Below are 16,145 nucleotides of genomic sequence, written 5' to 3' on the forward strand. Positions count from 1 at the left end.
GGGTCAAGCCCGGCAATGACAAGGCTTTTGATAATTGGGACCAGAAGGGCTGACATTCGCTCTCGCCGTCGCTATATCCACCGCGCCCGGCACGTCCGGGCTTTTGGCGTTGGACTGGAAGCAAAGAGATGACGGGATCGACGAGATCGAGCCATGGGTTGGAAGAACGCCGCAAGCGGCTTTTGTTCCGCTGCTGGCACCGCGGCACACGCGAGATGGATTTGATCCTTGGCCGCTTTGCGGATGCCGAGATCGCAACGCTTTCCGAGCAAGAGGTGAATCAGCTCGAGGCCCTGATCGAGGTGCCCGATCCCGACCTCTATGCCGCCCTGACCGGCGACAAGCCGCTTGCGGCGGACTATGCGGGCACGCTGTTCGACCGCATCAAGGCCTTCCGCGCCGTGGATCTCGCATGAAACCTCAAGTCAAATCTCCGGCCGAGCTGTTGGCACCAGGCCATGTACTGACGCTTGCCAATGTCGCGGAAGGTGCGGAAGGGCTTGTCATCTCCGACCTCGCGCGCGCGATCGCCGCAAGGCCGAAGAAGCCCGCGATCAGTCTTGCCGCGGTCTGCCGCGACGGGCCACGCATGCAGCAATTGGCGCGGGCGCTCGAATTTTTCGCGCCCGATTTGCCGGTCCTGCAGTTTCCGGCCTGGGACTGCCAGCCCTACGATCGTGTCTCGCCGCATGGCGGTATCCTCGCGCAACGTCTGACCACGCTCGCGCGGCTCTCGCGCCTCACCGGCAGCGAGAGGCCGCTGATCGTGCTGACTACGGTCAACGCGATCGTACAGCGCGTCCCCGCGCGTGAGGCGGTTGCGGCGCAGGCATTGTCGGTCGCGCCCGGCCAGGTCGTGCCGATGGATTCGATCGTCGCCTGGCTCGAGCACAACGGCTACACGCGTTCCTCGACTGTGCGCGAGCCCGGCGAATACGCCGTGCGCGGTGGTATCCTCGATCTCTTTCCGGCCGGGCTCGATCAGCCTGTACGTTTCGATTTCTTCGGCGACTCGCTCGAGTCGATCCGCTCCTTCGATGCCGAGACCCAGCGCACCCTCCTGGACATGCGCTCGCTCGATCTGGTGCCGATCTCGGAATTCCAGCTCGTCACCGAGACCATCCGCCGCTTCCGCATGGGTTATGTCGCCGAGTTCGGCGCGCCCGACCGCGACGACCAGCTTTACGAGGCGGTCACCGGGGGCCGCCGCTATCCCGGCATGGAACATTGGCTGTCGCTGTTCCAGGAGCGGATGGACACGCTGTTCGACTACCTCGGCGACGCGCCGATCGCGATCGAGCCGCTAGGCGAGGACGCCGCGCGCGAGCGTTTCAAGCAAATCACCGACTATTACGACGCGCGGCGCGAGGCGATGGAGCATCCCGGCGGCGGCGCGATCTACAAGCCGCTTCCGCCGGACCGGCTTTATCTCACCGAGGACGAATGGAAGACGCGTCTCGGCGAGAGCTCGCTGACGCGGTTTACGCCCTTTGCCGTGCCCGGGGGTGCCAACGTGTTCGATGCCGGCGCGCGGCAAGGCCGCAACTTCGCGCCGGAACGCAACGACAGCAATGTCAACGTGTTCGAGGCCGTCGTGGCGCATGTCCACGCGTTGCAGGCCCAGCGCAAGAAAGTCGTGGTGGCGCTATGGAGCGAGGGCTCGCGCGACCGCATGGCGAGCATGCTGCGCGACCACAAGCTCGCCAACGTCACCTCAGTCAATTCCTGGCGCACGGTTCAGGCAACCCCGCGCAACGAAGCCATGCTGGCGGTGCTCGGCATGGAGTCGGGTTTCGAGACCGACGATGTCGCCGTCATCAGCGAGCAGGATATTCTCGGCGACCGTCTGGTGCGGCCGCGCAAGGCGAGCCGCAAGCTTGAGAATTTCATCTCGGAAGTGACCAGTCTCACCTCGGGCGATCTCGTTGTGCATGTCGAGCACGGCATCGGCCGCTTCATTGGGCTGCAGACGCTGGAAGTGTCCGGCGCGCCGCATGACTGTCTTGAGCTGCATTATGCCGCCGAGACCAAGCTGTTCCTGCCGGTCGAGAACATCGAGCTGCTTTCCCGCTATGGCTCCGATAGCGCCACTGTCGAGCTTGACCGGCTCGGTGGCACCGGTTGGCAGACGCGCAAGGCGAAACTCAAGAACCGCATCCGCGAGATCGCGGGCGAATTGATCAAGATCGCTGCCGAGCGCATGTTGCATGAGGCGCCGAAGACGCCGGTGCAGGCCGGCGTCTACGACGAGTTTTGCGCGCGGTTTCCTTATGAGGAAACCGAGGACCAGTTGTCCGCGATCCAGTCGACCTTGAAGGACCTCGAAGTCGGCCGTCCGATGGACCGGTTGATCTGCGGCGACGTCGGCTTCGGCAAGACCGAGGTGGCGCTGCGCGCTGCCTTTGCGGTCGCGCTGGACGGCAAGCAGGTCGCCGTCGTGGTGCCGACCACGCTTCTGGCGCGCCAGCACACCAGGACCTTCATCGAGCGCTTCAAGAGCTTCCCGGTGAAGGTCGCTCAGGCTTCGCGCCTGGTCTCGGCTAAGGAACTGACGCAGGTCAAGAAGGGACTCACCGACGGCTCGATCGACATCGTCGTCGGCACCCATGCGCTGTTGGGCAAGGCGATCAAGTTCCGCGACCTCGGCCTGCTCATCGTCGACGAGGAGCAGCATTTCGGCGTCAGTCACAAGGAGCGGCTGAAACAGCTTCGCGCCGAAGTGCATGTGTTGACGCTGAGTGCCACGCCGATCCCGCGTACCCTCCAACTTGCGCTGACCGGCGTGCGCGAGCTCTCGATCATCGCCTCGCCGCCGGTCGATCGCCTCGCCGTGCGCACGTTCGTCGCCCCGCACGATCCCCTGATGATCCGCGAGGCGCTGCTGCGCGAGCGCTACCGCGGCGGCCAGGCGTTCTACGTCGTGCCGCGGATCGAGGACCTCGCCGGCGTGAAGGACTTCCTCGACAAGAACGTGCCGGAGATGAAGGTCGCGGTCGCACACGGCCAAATGGCGCCGACCGTGATCGAGGACATCATCTCGGCCTTCTACGACGGTAAATACGATATCCTGCTCTCGACCACGATCGTCGAATCCGGCCTCGATATTCCCAACGCCAACACGCTGATCGTGCATCGCGCCGACATGTTCGGCCTTGCGCAGCTTTACCAGCTCCGCGGTCGCGTCGGACGCTCGAAACTGCGCGCCTATGCGCTGTTCACGCTGCCGGCGCAGCAGAAGATCACGGTGCAAGCCGAGAAGCGGCTGACGGTGTTGCAGTCGCTGGAGACACTGGGCGCCGGCTTCCAGCTCGCTTCCCACGACCTCGACATCCGCGGCGCCGGCAACCTGCTCGGCGAAGAGCAGTCCGGCCATATCAAGGAAGTCGGCTTCGAGCTGTATCAGTCGATGCTGGAAGAGGCGATCGTGAACCTCAAGGCCGGCGTCGCCGAGCCTGCCGCCGACCGCTGGTCGCCGCAGATCACGATCGGCATGCCCGTGCTGATCCCCGAGGATTACGTTGCCGACCTGCCGGTGCGGCTGTCGCTCTACCGGCGGCTCGCCGATCTCGACACCGACGAGGAGATCGACAATTTCGCGGCGGAGCTGCGCGATCGCTTCGGCGTGCTGCCGGACGAGGTGCGCTATCTCTTCAAGGTCGCTGCGATCAAGGCCTATTGCCGCCGCGCCAATGTCGAGAAGGTCGATGCCGGGCCGAAGGGCGCCGTCATCACCTTCCGCGACAACAGCTTTGCTCATCCCGACCGGCTGGTGTTCTTCATCAAGCGGCACGGCCAGGCTGCAAAAGTGCGGCCTGACATGAAGGTGGTGTTCTTCCAGGATTGGGAGACGCCGGAAGAGCGGATCGCCGGCACCACCGAGATTCTGCGTCAGCTCGCCAATCTCGCCGAGAACAAGAAGGCGGCTTAGCGCATGATCCGGAAAAGTGCGTAGCGGTTTTCCCTCGCGACAAACGCGAAGCGTTTGCGCGGAGATCATGTGCAAACGAAAAGCGCGACGTTCAGGACGCGGCGCGCTGCGCGGGGTGATAGAGCCGCGCCAGCAGCGATTTCGGCGAGTCCTGCGGCTGCAAGGTTGCGACCGTCACGGTCGGCTCCGAACGCGCGCCGCGCTTGCCGCTCGCGGTATGGCGCATCACCGCGGAGAGCCGCCGCGCAATCCCGTGCGCGTTGCGCAGATCGGCGTCGATGAACGCGACGATGACGGAGCCGTCGGTCTGGACCGCGCCGAAATCCGTCTGCCGCATCAGCCGGCTGATGATCCGCGCGCCGTCGAGCTGGGCGCGGGTATTTGCGGCGTCGAAAGCGAAGCGCGCCACTGACAATCCGCCTCCATTGGCCAGCGTCTGCTGGACGGCGGTCACGAAATCGCGGTCGAAGCTGGCCTTGACCAGGAGGCCTGTGTGCGGGTCGAGCAGCCCCTCGGCGTCGATCGCACGCAGGGTACGGCCGAGCCGGGCTTCGAAGGCGTGCTGGCGGATCAGCGGCAGCGCATTGGCGGCAATCTCCGCCGGCTCGCCGATGATGATCTCGAGATTGGGCAGCTCGTATGACGGCGCGAGCGCGTCCGAGGTGAGAATGATCGGCAGCTTGCGGAATCGAGCGTCTTCCGAAAGCACCGTGAGGAAGGCATCAGCCACTCGTGCGGTAAAACCTTCGCCGAGCACGATACCGTCGATGTCACGAGTGTTGAGATGATTGGCGGCGGCCTCGATCGAGAAGGCGCCGACCACGCCGAGCCGCTCGCCGAGCGCGACCGAGAGCGCGGGATAGCTGCCGCCGCGGCCGATCAGGAGAACGGTGGCTTCCCGTGCGGGATCGCTGTCGGGCAGGCGGGTCGCCGGCTCCTCGCTCAGTCTGCGCAGCACGGTCATATGCAACGCGCGTACGCGCAGCGCTGCATTCAGGCGTGCCGGCAGGCGGTCGAACTTCGCGGCGTGCGAGGTGAAAGGGATGGCATTGTCGGGCAGCGGCGCGGTCGGGTCGATGGCGATGAGCGGGACATAGGGCGTTCGCGCGGCGATGAGCTTTGCCAGCGCCGCGAATGGCGCGCGATCGACGCCGTGCATGTCGGCGAGAACAGCCGATGGCTGCATCTGCTTCACCGCTCGCGCAGCGGCCGGCAAGGGCGTCTCGATGACCGGAAACATCCGAGCCTCGTCCAGCGCACGCACGAAGGAGGGCTGCCCTGCGCTGGAGACGACGAGGAGCGGGCCTTGCTGGGACATTTCTCGAACTCGGGACGACTGACGCAACAGTGACCTGAAAGTTAAGCCTGCGGGGCTTAATGCGCCGTCAACGGAAACTCTGACTCGCCATCAGGCGGCGCTGCCGCGGTCCCGAAAAGCTTCGACCATCAAGGGGTTGAGGCCAAGTTCTAAGAGTGCGTCGCGGGCGCGGGCATTGTCCTGGGCGCGACCGGCGAGCCGGTGGCCGCTGAGGCGGTCCGGCAATGCCGTGAGCAACGCGCCTTGGCCCAACCGCCGTCCCCATTCCTGCAGATCGGAGGACAAGAAGCGGTAACCACCAACCGCCATGATCCCGGTCGGCGGGGCCGTGATCGAGATCGCGCCGGTAGAGCGATCAAGGCGCGCGGCATAGTCGGTATCGACGTAGTCGCGTGGCGCCTGCGCGATCAGCGTGTCCTCGGGCGGTGGCAGTGGCGCATACGCGGCAACCGCCACCATCGGCCCGCGCAATCCGAGCGTGCCCCTTGGCGTCAGCAGGATCTCGCCTGCGATCGAGGAGCCCGGCATCTCCCGCGGCGCGCCGTGCGGCCCGGACTTCACCAACGCCGGCGCGCCGTCCTCCGCAGTTCGGCGGGCGCCGAACAGACCCGCTTCGCCGAAAAGATAAGCGTCGGTCAGCGAGGCGTTCTGCGCTGTCCAACACGAGCTGGAAGCGACCTGCTCCGGCGCGCGCCACATGCCGATCACATTGCGCAGGCTCGGCATCCGCGTCGAAAGACCGAGTTCGTCGAGCTTCAGCGCGAGCGGTGCCGGCGCAACCAGCGTGTCGCAGGAATATTCGCCGATCTGCTGCTCCAGCACCTCGCTGTCGAAGGGGTGGTGCAGCACCAGCGATCCGCCCGTCAGCAACCAGACCACCATGGAGGACGCAAGTCCCGCAAAGGAGGAGGGTGCAAACGCCGACATCACGGTAGACCCTTGCTCGACGTCGCTTTCCAGCGACAGCGCGAGCCCGCCCGCGATCAGGCTGAGATGCGTGCGCGGCACCGCACGAAAGCCGTCGGCCGTGACGTCGAAGGAGATGATGGCGGCCTTGCGGCCATCCTGGATCACGGGGCGTACGGTGTTCGAAGGCCGCTCAATCGCCTGATCGAGCGAAGCCATGCCTTCCGGCAGGTCGCTGCCGAAGCCGCAGACATGGCGGATCGAGAAGGCTTCGGCGGCGGCATTCATCGCGAGATCGGCATGGCTGATGCCATCGATCCTGGCTGAGGTCACGATCGCCCGCGCGCTGGTGCGGTTGAGGGCCGCGACCAGTTCCGCCTGCCGCCACAGCAGTGGAAACACCGCAACTACGAGGCCGGCGCGATGCGCAGCCAACACCGTGAGTGCAAATTCAACAATGTTCGGCAGTTGAACGGCAATTACGGAATGAGCCGGGAGGCCGGCGTCAACGAAATGCGCGGCGAGAGCGGAAATGGCGCGATCGGCTGCCGCGTAGCTCAGCCGCTTGGGTGGCCCGCCGGTAATGCGTGCCTTGTTCTCGGGGTCGGCCAGCGCCAAAACGTCTCCCTTGCGGGCCAGGATCCGCTGGAACAGCGTGTCGAGCGTCGGCGATGTGTTGGGTTGGTGCACCTTAAGCCCCGTTTCCGGCGTCGCTTCCGCTCATTTCCCCTGCGCGCCCGGCTTCTGCCACCAGCTTTCGGGCAGATAGCCGACCAAAGGGGTGTCCTTGGGCCGTTCTATCCGATTCCATCGGGCAAGCCATTGGTCAGGGACGCTAAACATGGGAATAGCGTAGAAGCCGGACATCAGGGCGCGGTCGAGCGCGCGCACCGCGGATACGAAGCCGGCATGGTGGCGGGCAAGCAACAACGCGGCGATCATGGCATCAATGGCCGGGTCCTTGGCCCCCATATAGTTGCGGGTGCCCTGGATGTCGGCCGCCTTGCTGCCGAAATAGAACGACTGTTCATTACCCGGCGAAAGCGACTGATCCAGGCGGTGCGGGATCATGTCAAACTCATAGCCCAACCGCCGCTGGTCGAACTGCACGGCGTCGACGGTCCGCACAGTCGCCTGGATACCGGCGTGCTTGAGAGTGTCGGCATAGTTCAGGGCGATGCGCTCCTCGTCGGAGGAGGCAACCATGATTTCGAAGGCAAGCGGCGCTTTGGTCGAGCGCTGCCGCAACACGCCGCTGTCAAGGTCGTAGCCCGCCTCTTTCAACAGCGACAACGCGGCGCGCAGGGTGGTGCGGTCGCGGCCGGATCCGTCGGTCACTGGAAGGCGGTAGCTGCCGTCGAGGATGTCGGGTTCGATGCTCGCCGCGTAGGGCTTCAGCAGCGCCTGCTCGCGTGCGTCGGCAGGCCTGCCGTAGGCCGACAGTTCAGAGCCGGGGAAGAAGCCGCCGCTCCTCGTGTAGAGACCGAAAAAGTAATTGCGGTTGATCCATTCGAAATCGAACAGCAGGGTCAGCGCCTGGCGGACGCGGATATCGGAGAACACCGGACGGCGGGTGTTGAAAACAAAGTACTCGGAAATTTTCGGCAAACCGGTTTTCAAGGTCTCGCGGATCACCTCGCCATTCTTGGCTGCGGGAAAATCATAGCCATCGTGCCAGCGCAGCGGCTCGGTCTCGACGCGGTAGTCGTAGAGCCCGCGCTTGAATGCTTCGAAATAGCCATTGGCCTCGCGGTAATAGTCGAAGCGGATTTCGTCGAAATTGAACAAGCCGCGATTGATCGGGAGATCCCGGCCCCAGTAGTTGGGATTGCGCGTGAAGGTCACGCTGGCGCCGGGTTTGACCGACGTGATGAGGTAGGGCCCCGACCCGACCGGAGGTGTCAGCGAGGTCTCCTCGAAGGTCGAGACATCGACGGCGTGCTTGGGCAGGATCGGCATCAGCCCGAGGATCAGCGGCAGCTCGCGGTCATTGGCGCCGGTAAGGTCGAAACGCACCGTGAGAGGATCGAGCGCTTCGGCCTTGGCGACTTTCGAATAATATTGACGATGGTTGGGGCGGCCATGGTCGCGAAGCAGCTTCCAGGAAAACAGCACGTCTTCGGCCGTGACCGGCTTGCCATCCGAAAAGCGCGCCCGCGGATCAAGATGGAACGTGACGAAAGTCCGCTTATCATTGGTCTCGACCGTCTTCGCGAGCAGGCCGTAGAGCGTGAACGGCTCGTTCTCGCCCCGCGCCATCAGGCTTTCGATCACATAGCCGCGCTCGAAATTGTAGGAGCGAACCTGCTGTACCGGTTCGCCCTTCACGATCATCGGATTGAGGCTGTCGAAGGTGCCGAGAATGCCCCAGACCAGCCGGCCACCCTTCGGCGCATCGGGGTTGAAATAGGGCAGGTGGGCAAAATCGGCCGGAACCGCCGGCGCACCATGCATGGCGATGGCATGCGCCTCTTCCGCCCGGGCTGATGCTATGCCCATCATCGCCAACAGCATCGGCGCCGAGGCAAATCGCGTGAACCGGCGGAAGCCTATGCGCCTAAAAGCTAACATGGGGACGGACGAATTTGATTCGGAAGAGATCACGTCGGGGTTTTAGCATAAGCCAGAATCCGGCGGATTTTGCTGGGCCTAAAGATGCCCGTTGGCATTGATCTTTCCGTCCGCCCCTGTATGAAAGCGGGCGATTGAGGGAGGGGGCAGCACCTGTCACGTATCCGCCTCAATTGACTCGGAGACAGCCGCGCGAACCGGCTTGGTGCGGGCCGTCACCGGGAGTTTCGGGCGTTCCCGTTCAGAAAGGGCTTTCCGCAATGAATTTCCGTACCTTGGCCGCGTCTGTCGGGCCGCGTGGGCGACTTCTCGCCTTGTTGGCGGCAACCGTCCTGGCCCTGCCTTTTGCCTTCGATGCTCACGCCCAGGCACCTGCCCCGGCGACCCGGAAACCCGCCCCTAAGGCTGCTCCCAAGGCGGCCCCGAAAGCCGCACCGGCGGCGCCGGCTGCTCAGGCTCAGGCTCCGCAGCAGGGCGGCGCGCCGGCGCAGCCTCAGGACCAGCAGATCCAGCTCATCTACGCGCCCTGGACCAAGTTCTGCTTGAAAGGCCAGGACGCCAACGCCAAGCAGGTGTGCTTCACCGGCAAGGACGGCCGCATCGAGTCCGGCCAGCCGGTGATCGCCGCCGTGATCATCGAGCCGGAGGGCGAGCCCAAGAAGATCCTGCGTGTGACCCTGCCGCTCGGCATGCAACTCGTGCACGGAACCCGCATCATCGTCGACAACAACCCGCCGATGCAGTCGCCCTATGTGATCTGCTTCGCCAACGGCTGCATGTCCGACTACGAAGCGACTCCGGAATTGATCGCCAACATGAAGAAGGGCCAGAACCTGGTGGTTCAGGCTATCAACGCCAACGGCGCGCCGCTGACGCTGCCGTTGCCGCTGGCCGAATTCGCCAAGGCCTATGACGGTCCGCCGACCGATCCGAAGCAGTTCGAGGAGCAGCAGAAGAAGCTGCAGGAAGAGCTGCAGAAGCGTGCCGAGGAGCAGCGCAAGAAGCTCGAGCAGGCCAATCCGCCGGGCGCAACGCCGGCGCCCAACGCGGCGGCGAAGTAGGATCGTCCGAGACATGGACACGAAAAAGGCGCTCGCGAGAGCGCCTTTTTTATTGGCTGAAACTTGATGCCCGGCTCGCGCTAGTTCAGCGACGGATTGCGCGGGCGATAGCCGCCGGATTTATCCTTCACGAAGATCTCGGCGACCTGGGAATGACGGATCGGCTCGCCGGAATCGTCCGGCAGCAGGTTCTGCTCCGAGACATAGGCGACGTATTCGGATTCCGAGTTCTCCGCGAGCAGATGGTAGAACGGCTGATCCTTGTGCGGGCGGACCTCCTCGGGGATCGATAGCCACCACTCCTCGGTATTGTTGAATTCGGGGTCGATGTCGAAGATCACCCCCCGGAAGGAGAAGATCCGGTGGCGCACAATCTGCCCGATCTGGAACTTGGCGGTTCGTGCTTTGATCATGTCTTGTCGATAGACCATCGCGGCGGCCGATGCTAGTGCCCCGCCTGGCGAATTAACCCTACCCTCCCGGCCGGGAACGGCTGTGGAAGATGAACGACAGTCCGCGGAAATGATGGTTGCGCGCTTGGTCATGCCTGCGATCGCGGCGCGGGCTCCGCAGACCGGCCGGCCGGCGTTTCCTTGATCGCCTGACCCGCACCGCGGCGCGTCCGCCAGGACGGCGCCAATCCCTCATGCATGGCAAGCCGCCGCAATGGGCCGATCGCGCCGATCAGATGCATGCCGGCCGCGCGCAGCGATTGCATCGGCAGGAAATCGCTGAGCAGCGAGCGATTGGCGAGATCGATCGCAAAGGTGCGGCTGAGAACATCGGGACGGCGCTTGAAATCATAACGCAGCAGCGCGTCGGCCCCGCCTGGGTCGTCGCCCGCGGCGATCTTGTCACGGACGATGTCGGCAATATCGGCGGCGTCGCGCAATCCGAGATTGAGCCCCTGTGCGCCGATCGGGGGAATGACATGCGCGGCTTCGCCGACGAGCACGATGCGACGCCTGGCAAATTGCGCCGGCCGTTCGATCGCGAGCGGAAACAGATTGCGTCCCGCCTCGACTTTGACCCGGCCCAGGATCGAATGCGAGTGCCGCTCGGCAGCTTCTGATAATTCCTCATCGCCAAGCGCGATCAGCCGCTCGGCCTCCTTGGGAGAAGCAACCCAGACCACGCTGCAGCGCTCTCCGGGGAGCGGCACGAACACGCAGGGGCCCTCGGGAGTATGAAACTCGGTCGAGATATTTTTGTGCGACCGCGTGTGGCTGATGTTGAAGGTGAGGGCGGATTGCTTGAGCTCCCGCCTCACCTCGCCAATGCCGGCTGCCTCACGGCAGAGCGAATGGCGGCCATCGGCGCCGACGACAAGGCGAGCCGAGAGCGACGTTCCGTTACGCGCCGTGATCGCGACGGCGCTCTCTTGCGGCGCAACCGTCTCTGCTTCGTCGTCGAGCCGCGCCAAATTTGGAAATTCGGCCGCTCGCTCCTCCAGCGCGGCCACCAGCGTCCGGTTCTCAATGTTCTGACCGAACGCTTCAAGCCCGATCTCTCCCGAGGAGAACCGCACTTCCGGCGCACGGATCAGGCGCCCGGTGTCATCGACCAGCCGCATGGTCGTCAGCGCCGCCGCCTTATCGGCGCAGCGCGGCCAGACGCCAAGCTCTTCGAGGAAATCGACCGAGCCGCCGAGCAGCGCCGTGGTGCGATTGTCCCCGTAGGGGGCGCGCCGCGCGATCAACGCAGCGTTGGCGCCCGCTTCAGCCAGCGCGATCGCAGCCGAAAGCCCGGCGGGCCCGCCGCCCACCACCGCGACATCATAGACTTTCGATCCGTCGTCCATGCTCTCACAATTGACGTTTCCGGACAGCATTTTCAAGCCTGCAACCGACGTTCCGCGCGGCCGAACGCCGCAAGCTCGGATATACAAATGAGGCCGATTCCTGTTAGCACTGCGCCACCCATGGAACAGGCCGACCCTCCAGCTACTGTCCCGCCATCCCGGCGCGCCGCCGCCTTCGGTGTGCACATTTTCACCGCGTTCGGCGCGGGCGTCGCGCTGCTGGCGCTGTTGGAAGCCGTGCGCGAGCATTGGTCGGCGATGTTTTTCTGGCTCGGCGCGGCGCTTGTCATCGATGCCGCCGACGGCCCGATGGCGCGACGGCTGGATGTGGTGAACCTGCAGCCGAACTGGTCCGGCGATGTCCTCGATCTCGTGGTCGATTTCGTCACTTACGTATTCGTGCCGGCCTATGCGATCACCGCAAGCGGGCTGCTGCTGCCCCTTGCCGCACCGCTGCTTGGCATCGGGATCGTCGTCAGCGGCGCGCTCTATTTCGCCGACCGCCGGATGAAGCGCGATGACAACCATTTCCGCGGCTTTCCCGGGCTGTGGAACGTTGCGGCGTTCTATCTGTTCCTGTTGCATTGGCCGCCGGCACTATCGAGCCTTTTCATTGCGGTACTGATCGTGGCGACCTTCCTGCCGTTCCACGTGCTGCATCCCGTGCGCGTAGTACGGCTGCGCCGGCTCACGCTGACGCTGATCGCGGTGGCGAGCGCGCTCGGCATCTATGTGCTGTTTAGGGATTTCGACGTCGAGCCGCCAGTCACGATCGCGCTGTGCCTGATCGCCGTCTATGTCGTTGCCAGTGACGGTGCATTCCGCCTGGTGCGCTCGTTCAAATCATGATCGCCCTCCTCACCAGCCCCGAAGCATGGGCGGCGCTGCTGACATTGACGGCGCTGGAGATCGTGCTCGGCATCGACAACGTCATTTTCCTCTCCGTCATCGTTTCGCGCATCCCCGCGCCGCGGGCCAAACGCGCGCGTCAGATCGGTCTCGCGCTGGCGCTGGTGTTTCGCATCATCCTGCTCACTCTCCTGGTCTGGCTGATCGGCCTGACCGAACCTGTTTTCACCGCGAGCAGCCTGTCGTTCTCCTGGCGCGACGTCATCCTGATCGGCGGCGGGCTGTTTCTGATCGCGAAATCGACTCACGAAATCCATGCCGAGGTGGATGGCGTCGACGAGCCGGATGAAAGATCGGGTGGCACCAGTGCGTTCTTCTGGGTGATCGTCCAGATCATTGTCGTCGACATGGTGTTCTCGCTCGACTCCATCATCACCGCGATCGGCATGGCGCAGGATCTCGCCATCATGATCGCCGCGGTCGTGATCGCCTGCCTGATCATGTATGTCTCGTCAGGCCCCGTCGCGCGCTTCGTCGCCGAGCATCCGACCACCAAGATGCTGGCGCTCGCTTTCCTCGTGCTGATCGGGGTGGCGCTGGTCGCCGACGGATTCAAGTTCCACATTCCGCGCAGCTACATCTATTTCGCGATCGCGTTTTCGGCCGCGGTCGAAATGTTCAACGTGCTCGCCAGGCGTAACCGCAGGAAGGCCTCCGGATAGCACGACCGGCATGCCATCGAGTTGACAATAAGGCTTCAATGGCCTTGGTTTCAGGCTACTGATTTGCCCTTGGGAGAGGAGACGATGACCAAGGCCGTGCGCGTGCACAAGGTGGGCGGACCGGAGGCGCTGGTCTATGAAGCCATCGACCTGGCCGCGCCCGGGCCGGGCGAAGTCCGCATCCGCCAGCACGCGGTGGGCCTGAACTTCATCGACGTCTACTACCGCACCGGGCTCTACAAGGCGCCGGGGCTGCCGTTCATTGCCGGCAACGAAGCCGCCGGCGAGGTGGTCGCGGTCGGTCCCGGCGTCACGCATTTTCATCCCGGCGACCGCGTCGCCTACTATCACAACCTCGGCGCCTACGCGACCGAGCGCAACATTCCCTGGGAGAAACTCGTCAAGCTGCCCGACCACATCACCTACGAGCAGGGCGCGGTGCTGATGCTCAAGGGGCTCACGGTCTGGTACCTGCTGCACAAGACCTTCAAGATCGAGCCGCATCATCGCGTGCTGATCCATGCCGCGGCCGGCGGCATTGGCCTGCTCGCCTGCCAGTGGGCGAGGGCGCTCGGCGCGCATGTGATCGGGACCGTCGGCTCGAAATCGAAGGCCGAACTTGCGCTCGCCAATGGCTGCGATCACGTCATCCTCTACAACGAAGAGGATTTTGTCGCGCGGGTGAAGCAGATCAGCCGCAACGAGCTCTGCGACGTCGTCTATGACGGCGTCGGAAGATCGACCTTTCCCGGCTCGCTGTCGTGCCTGAAGCCGCGCGGGCTGTTCGTCAGCTTCGGCAACGCGTCGGGCCCGGTGCCGCCGTTCGCGATCGCCGAGCTCAACAGCCACGGCTCGCTGTTTGCGACGCGGCCCAAGCTCAACGACTATATCGGCACGCGCAAGGAGCTTCTCGAAGGCGCCGACACACTGTTCGCCGCGGTGATCTCTGGCAAGCTGCATGTGCCGATCAACCACGCCTACGCGCTCAAGGACGCGGCGAAAGCCCATGTCGATCTGGAAAGCCGCGGTACCACTGGGGCGTCTATTCTGAAGCCCTGACGCGCGACGGACGCGTGCGCCTAGCGAAGATGATCGGCGATCAGTGTTGCAACCTCCCCAGCGTGCGTTTGCGCCAGATCGTGACCACCGCCGCGGATGATGCGCAAGCGTGCATGAGGTAGCAATTGGTGCAACCGTTGTCCCACGGAGGGCGGGCTGATCGGGTCAGCATCGCCCCAGATCAGAAGGCTTGGTGCATCGATTGAGCCCAGCTTTGCAGACAAATCCTCGCTGGTCCGGTTCGCATCGGTGATCCAGCCGGCGGCGTTGGGAAACTCCCGCCGGTAGCCTATTCGCCAATCGATGCCACCGAGATCACGCACCGGGACACCCCCCGACGTAACGGCAAGCACAAGCCGCCGCACTTTTTTCGGCGCAGAAAGCGCCACGCGAATTGCGACGAGTCCGCCCAGCGACTGGGCGATCAGGTCGCAAGGTCCGTCGAGTTCAGCAAGAACCATCGACACAAGATCGTCCACACCTTGGACCTTCGGATCGTGTGGCTCGTTGCCGAGTCCCGGCCAGGCAAAAAAGTGCCGCTCCCGGCCCGGATCGAGCAGGTCCGCGACAGGGCGCCAGAACGAGGCACTCGCCCCAGCGCCCGGCAGGAAGAGAATTTTTGTCACGTAGCGATCTCCAGGAGCGGTCCAGCCGTTGCCGATGTCGGCTACGGCACCCGCCGCGCAGCGCCGCATTTGGTTAGGATCGTGTCGAGTTGACCGATCATCTCAGCGATTTCCTCCCGCGTCACATTGAGTGCCGGCATGAAGCGCAACGCATCCGGCTGCGGCGAGTTCAGGAGCAGACCCGCATCCAACGCTTGCGCCACGATCGCAGGCCCGATCGGCAGCTTCAGGTCGAGCGCGAGCAAGAGCCCGCGGCCGCGCACTTCGCCGAGCCCGTGCCGCGCCGCCAGCTTTTGCAACTCTGCTTCGAGAAAGAGCCCGGCATCCGCCGCCGCTTTCAGGAACGCGGGCTCGCTCACTTGCTCCAGCACGGCAAGCCCGACCGCGCACATCAGCGGATTGCCGTTGAAGGTGCCGCCCTGATCGCCATGCTCGAAACAGGACGCTTTTTCAGTGGCAAGCAGGGCCGCGAGCGGGACGCCGCCGCCGATGCCTTTGCCCAGCGTCATGATGTCGGGTGTGATGCCGGCATGCTCGTAGTGGAACAGCTTTCCGGTGCGGCCCACGCCGGTCTGGATCTCGTCGACGATCAGGAGCAGGCCATGCTCTTTGGTCAGCGCGCGCAAATCCTGGAGGAATTTATCCGTTGTGGGCCAGACGCCGGCTTCACCCTGGATGGGCTCGAGCATGACCGCGACGGTGTTGCCGTTGATCAGCTCTTTCACCGAAGCGAGGTCGTTCAACCTGGCTTTCCTGAAGCCCGGTACCTTGGGCTCGAACAGCGGCTCGAACGCCTTCTTGCCGGAAGCCGACATGGTCGCGAGCGTGCGGCCGTGAAAGCCGCCCGCGAAGGTGATGATCTCGAACGCGCCGCCGTTGCGCAGGGTGCCATATTTGCGCGCGAGCTTGATCGCGCCTTCATTGGCTTCCGCGCCGGAATTGGCAAAGAACACCTGGTCGAAACAGCTCAAGTCGACCAGCGCCTTGGCGAGCTTGAGGCTTGCGGCGTTGTAGTAGGCCGGACTCGGCGTGATCAGAAGTCTGGCCTGCGCCGCAATCGCTTCCGCCATCACCGCGGGTGCATGACCGAGACAATTCACGGCCCAGCCCTGGATGAAATCGAGATAACGCTTTCCCGCGTCGTCCCAGAGATACGAACCTTCGCCCTTGACGAACACGGTTGGCGGGCGCGCGGTGATGTCCATGAGCGCGTCGAAGGGATGGGTGACCTTGAGCATGGAGTTTCTCCTTGTGGGTTTTGGTGAGAGAGGGCGCCGAAACGCAAGAAGGCCGCGCTTTTGAGG

The 16,145-nt window shown here is 64.2% G+C and carries 13 protein-coding genes; 6 read left to right on the top strand and 7 right to left on the bottom strand.

The features are described from left to right. The first annotated feature begins 128 nt into the window (after positions 1-128). Positions 129-416 (top strand): FAD assembly factor SdhE, encoded by a 288-nt coding sequence (locus VKR55_RS04325; RefSeq protein ID WP_324400051.1) that lies wholly within the window; start codon positions 129-131, stop codon positions 414-416. After that, a complete protein-coding gene (gene mfd / locus VKR55_RS04330) occupies positions 413-3,928 on the top strand; it encodes a transcription-repair coupling factor (protein WP_324400053.1) in 3,516 nt (1,171 codons plus the stop codon). Before VKR55_RS04325 ends, mfd begins: the two co-directional genes overlap by 4 nt. 91 nt (positions 3,929-4,019) lie before the next feature. On the opposite strand, the gene VKR55_RS04335 is transcribed toward mfd, so the two are convergent. The 3 genes from VKR55_RS04335 to VKR55_RS04345 all read right to left on the bottom strand — a co-directional run bounded on the left by VKR55_RS04335 (position 4,020) and on the right by VKR55_RS04345 (position 8,654). After that, complete coding sequence (locus tag VKR55_RS04335; protein WP_324400056.1) at positions 4,020-5,246, bottom strand: GGDEF domain-containing protein; 1,227 nt, start codon at positions 5,244-5,246, stop codon at positions 4,020-4,022. A gap of 90 nt (positions 5,247-5,336) precedes the next feature. After that, complete coding sequence (locus VKR55_RS04340; RefSeq protein WP_324400058.1) at positions 5,337-6,842, bottom strand: class I adenylate-forming enzyme family protein; 1,506 nt, start codon at positions 6,840-6,842, stop codon at positions 5,337-5,339. Positions 6,843-6,872: 30 nt separating this feature from the next. Further along, positions 6,873-8,654 carry an extracellular solute-binding protein gene (locus VKR55_RS04345; protein ID WP_414642298.1) on the bottom strand — a complete coding sequence of 594 codons (1,782 nt, stop codon included), beginning with the start codon at positions 8,652-8,654 and terminating at the stop codon, positions 6,873-6,875. A gap of 329 nt (positions 8,655-8,983) precedes the next feature. Between VKR55_RS04345 and VKR55_RS04350 the strand changes: the two genes are divergently transcribed. Next, complete coding sequence (locus VKR55_RS04350; protein WP_324400062.1) at positions 8,984-9,784, top strand: invasion associated locus B family protein; 801 nt, start codon at positions 8,984-8,986, stop codon at positions 9,782-9,784. Between the two features lie 80 nt (positions 9,785-9,864). Here the strand turns inward: VKR55_RS04350 and hspQ are convergent, their stop codons facing one another. Continuing rightward, positions 9,865-10,197 carry a heat shock protein HspQ gene (gene hspQ / locus VKR55_RS04355; protein WP_324400064.1) on the bottom strand — a complete coding sequence of 111 codons (333 nt, stop codon included), beginning with the start codon at positions 10,195-10,197 and terminating at the stop codon, positions 9,865-9,867. Positions 10,198-10,325: 128 nt separating this feature from the next. Then, positions 10,326-11,585 carry a UbiH/UbiF family hydroxylase gene (locus VKR55_RS04360; protein WP_324400226.1) on the bottom strand — a complete coding sequence of 420 codons (1,260 nt, stop codon included), beginning with the start codon at positions 11,583-11,585 and terminating at the stop codon, positions 10,326-10,328. 120 nt (positions 11,586-11,705) lie between these two features. Between VKR55_RS04360 and pcsA the strand changes: the two genes are divergently transcribed. The 3 genes from pcsA (at position 11,706) to VKR55_RS04375 (ending at position 14,215) form a co-directional block, all read left to right on the top strand. After that, on the top strand, positions 11,706-12,434 hold the full coding sequence (gene pcsA, locus VKR55_RS04365; protein ID WP_324400067.1) for a phosphatidylcholine synthase: 729 nt from the start codon (positions 11,706-11,708) through the stop codon (positions 12,432-12,434). Beyond that, entirely contained in the window at positions 12,431-13,156 is a 726-nt protein-coding gene (locus VKR55_RS04370) for a TerC family protein (RefSeq protein WP_324400069.1), read from the top strand. Before pcsA ends, VKR55_RS04370 begins: the two co-directional genes overlap by 4 nt. A gap of 84 nt (positions 13,157-13,240) precedes the next feature. Continuing rightward, positions 13,241-14,215 (top strand): quinone oxidoreductase family protein, encoded by a 975-nt coding sequence (locus tag VKR55_RS04375; RefSeq protein WP_324400070.1) that lies wholly within the window; start codon positions 13,241-13,243, stop codon positions 14,213-14,215. A gap of 20 nt (positions 14,216-14,235) precedes the next feature. Here the strand turns inward: VKR55_RS04375 and VKR55_RS04380 are convergent, their stop codons facing one another. After that, entirely contained in the window at positions 14,236-14,841 is a 606-nt protein-coding gene (locus VKR55_RS04380) for an alpha/beta fold hydrolase (protein WP_324400072.1), read from the bottom strand. A 41-nt stretch (positions 14,842-14,882) separates the two neighbouring features. Further along, positions 14,883-16,079, bottom strand: a complete 1,197-nt coding sequence (locus tag VKR55_RS04385) for an acetylornithine transaminase (RefSeq protein WP_324400074.1) — start codon at positions 16,077-16,079, stop codon at positions 14,883-14,885. Between the last annotated feature and the right edge of the window lie 66 nt (positions 16,080-16,145).

Origin of the sequence: Bradyrhizobium sp. (genome assembly GCF_035309285.1) — a bacterium.
Classification (GTDB): domain Bacteria; phylum Pseudomonadota; class Alphaproteobacteria; order Rhizobiales; family Xanthobacteraceae; genus Bradyrhizobium.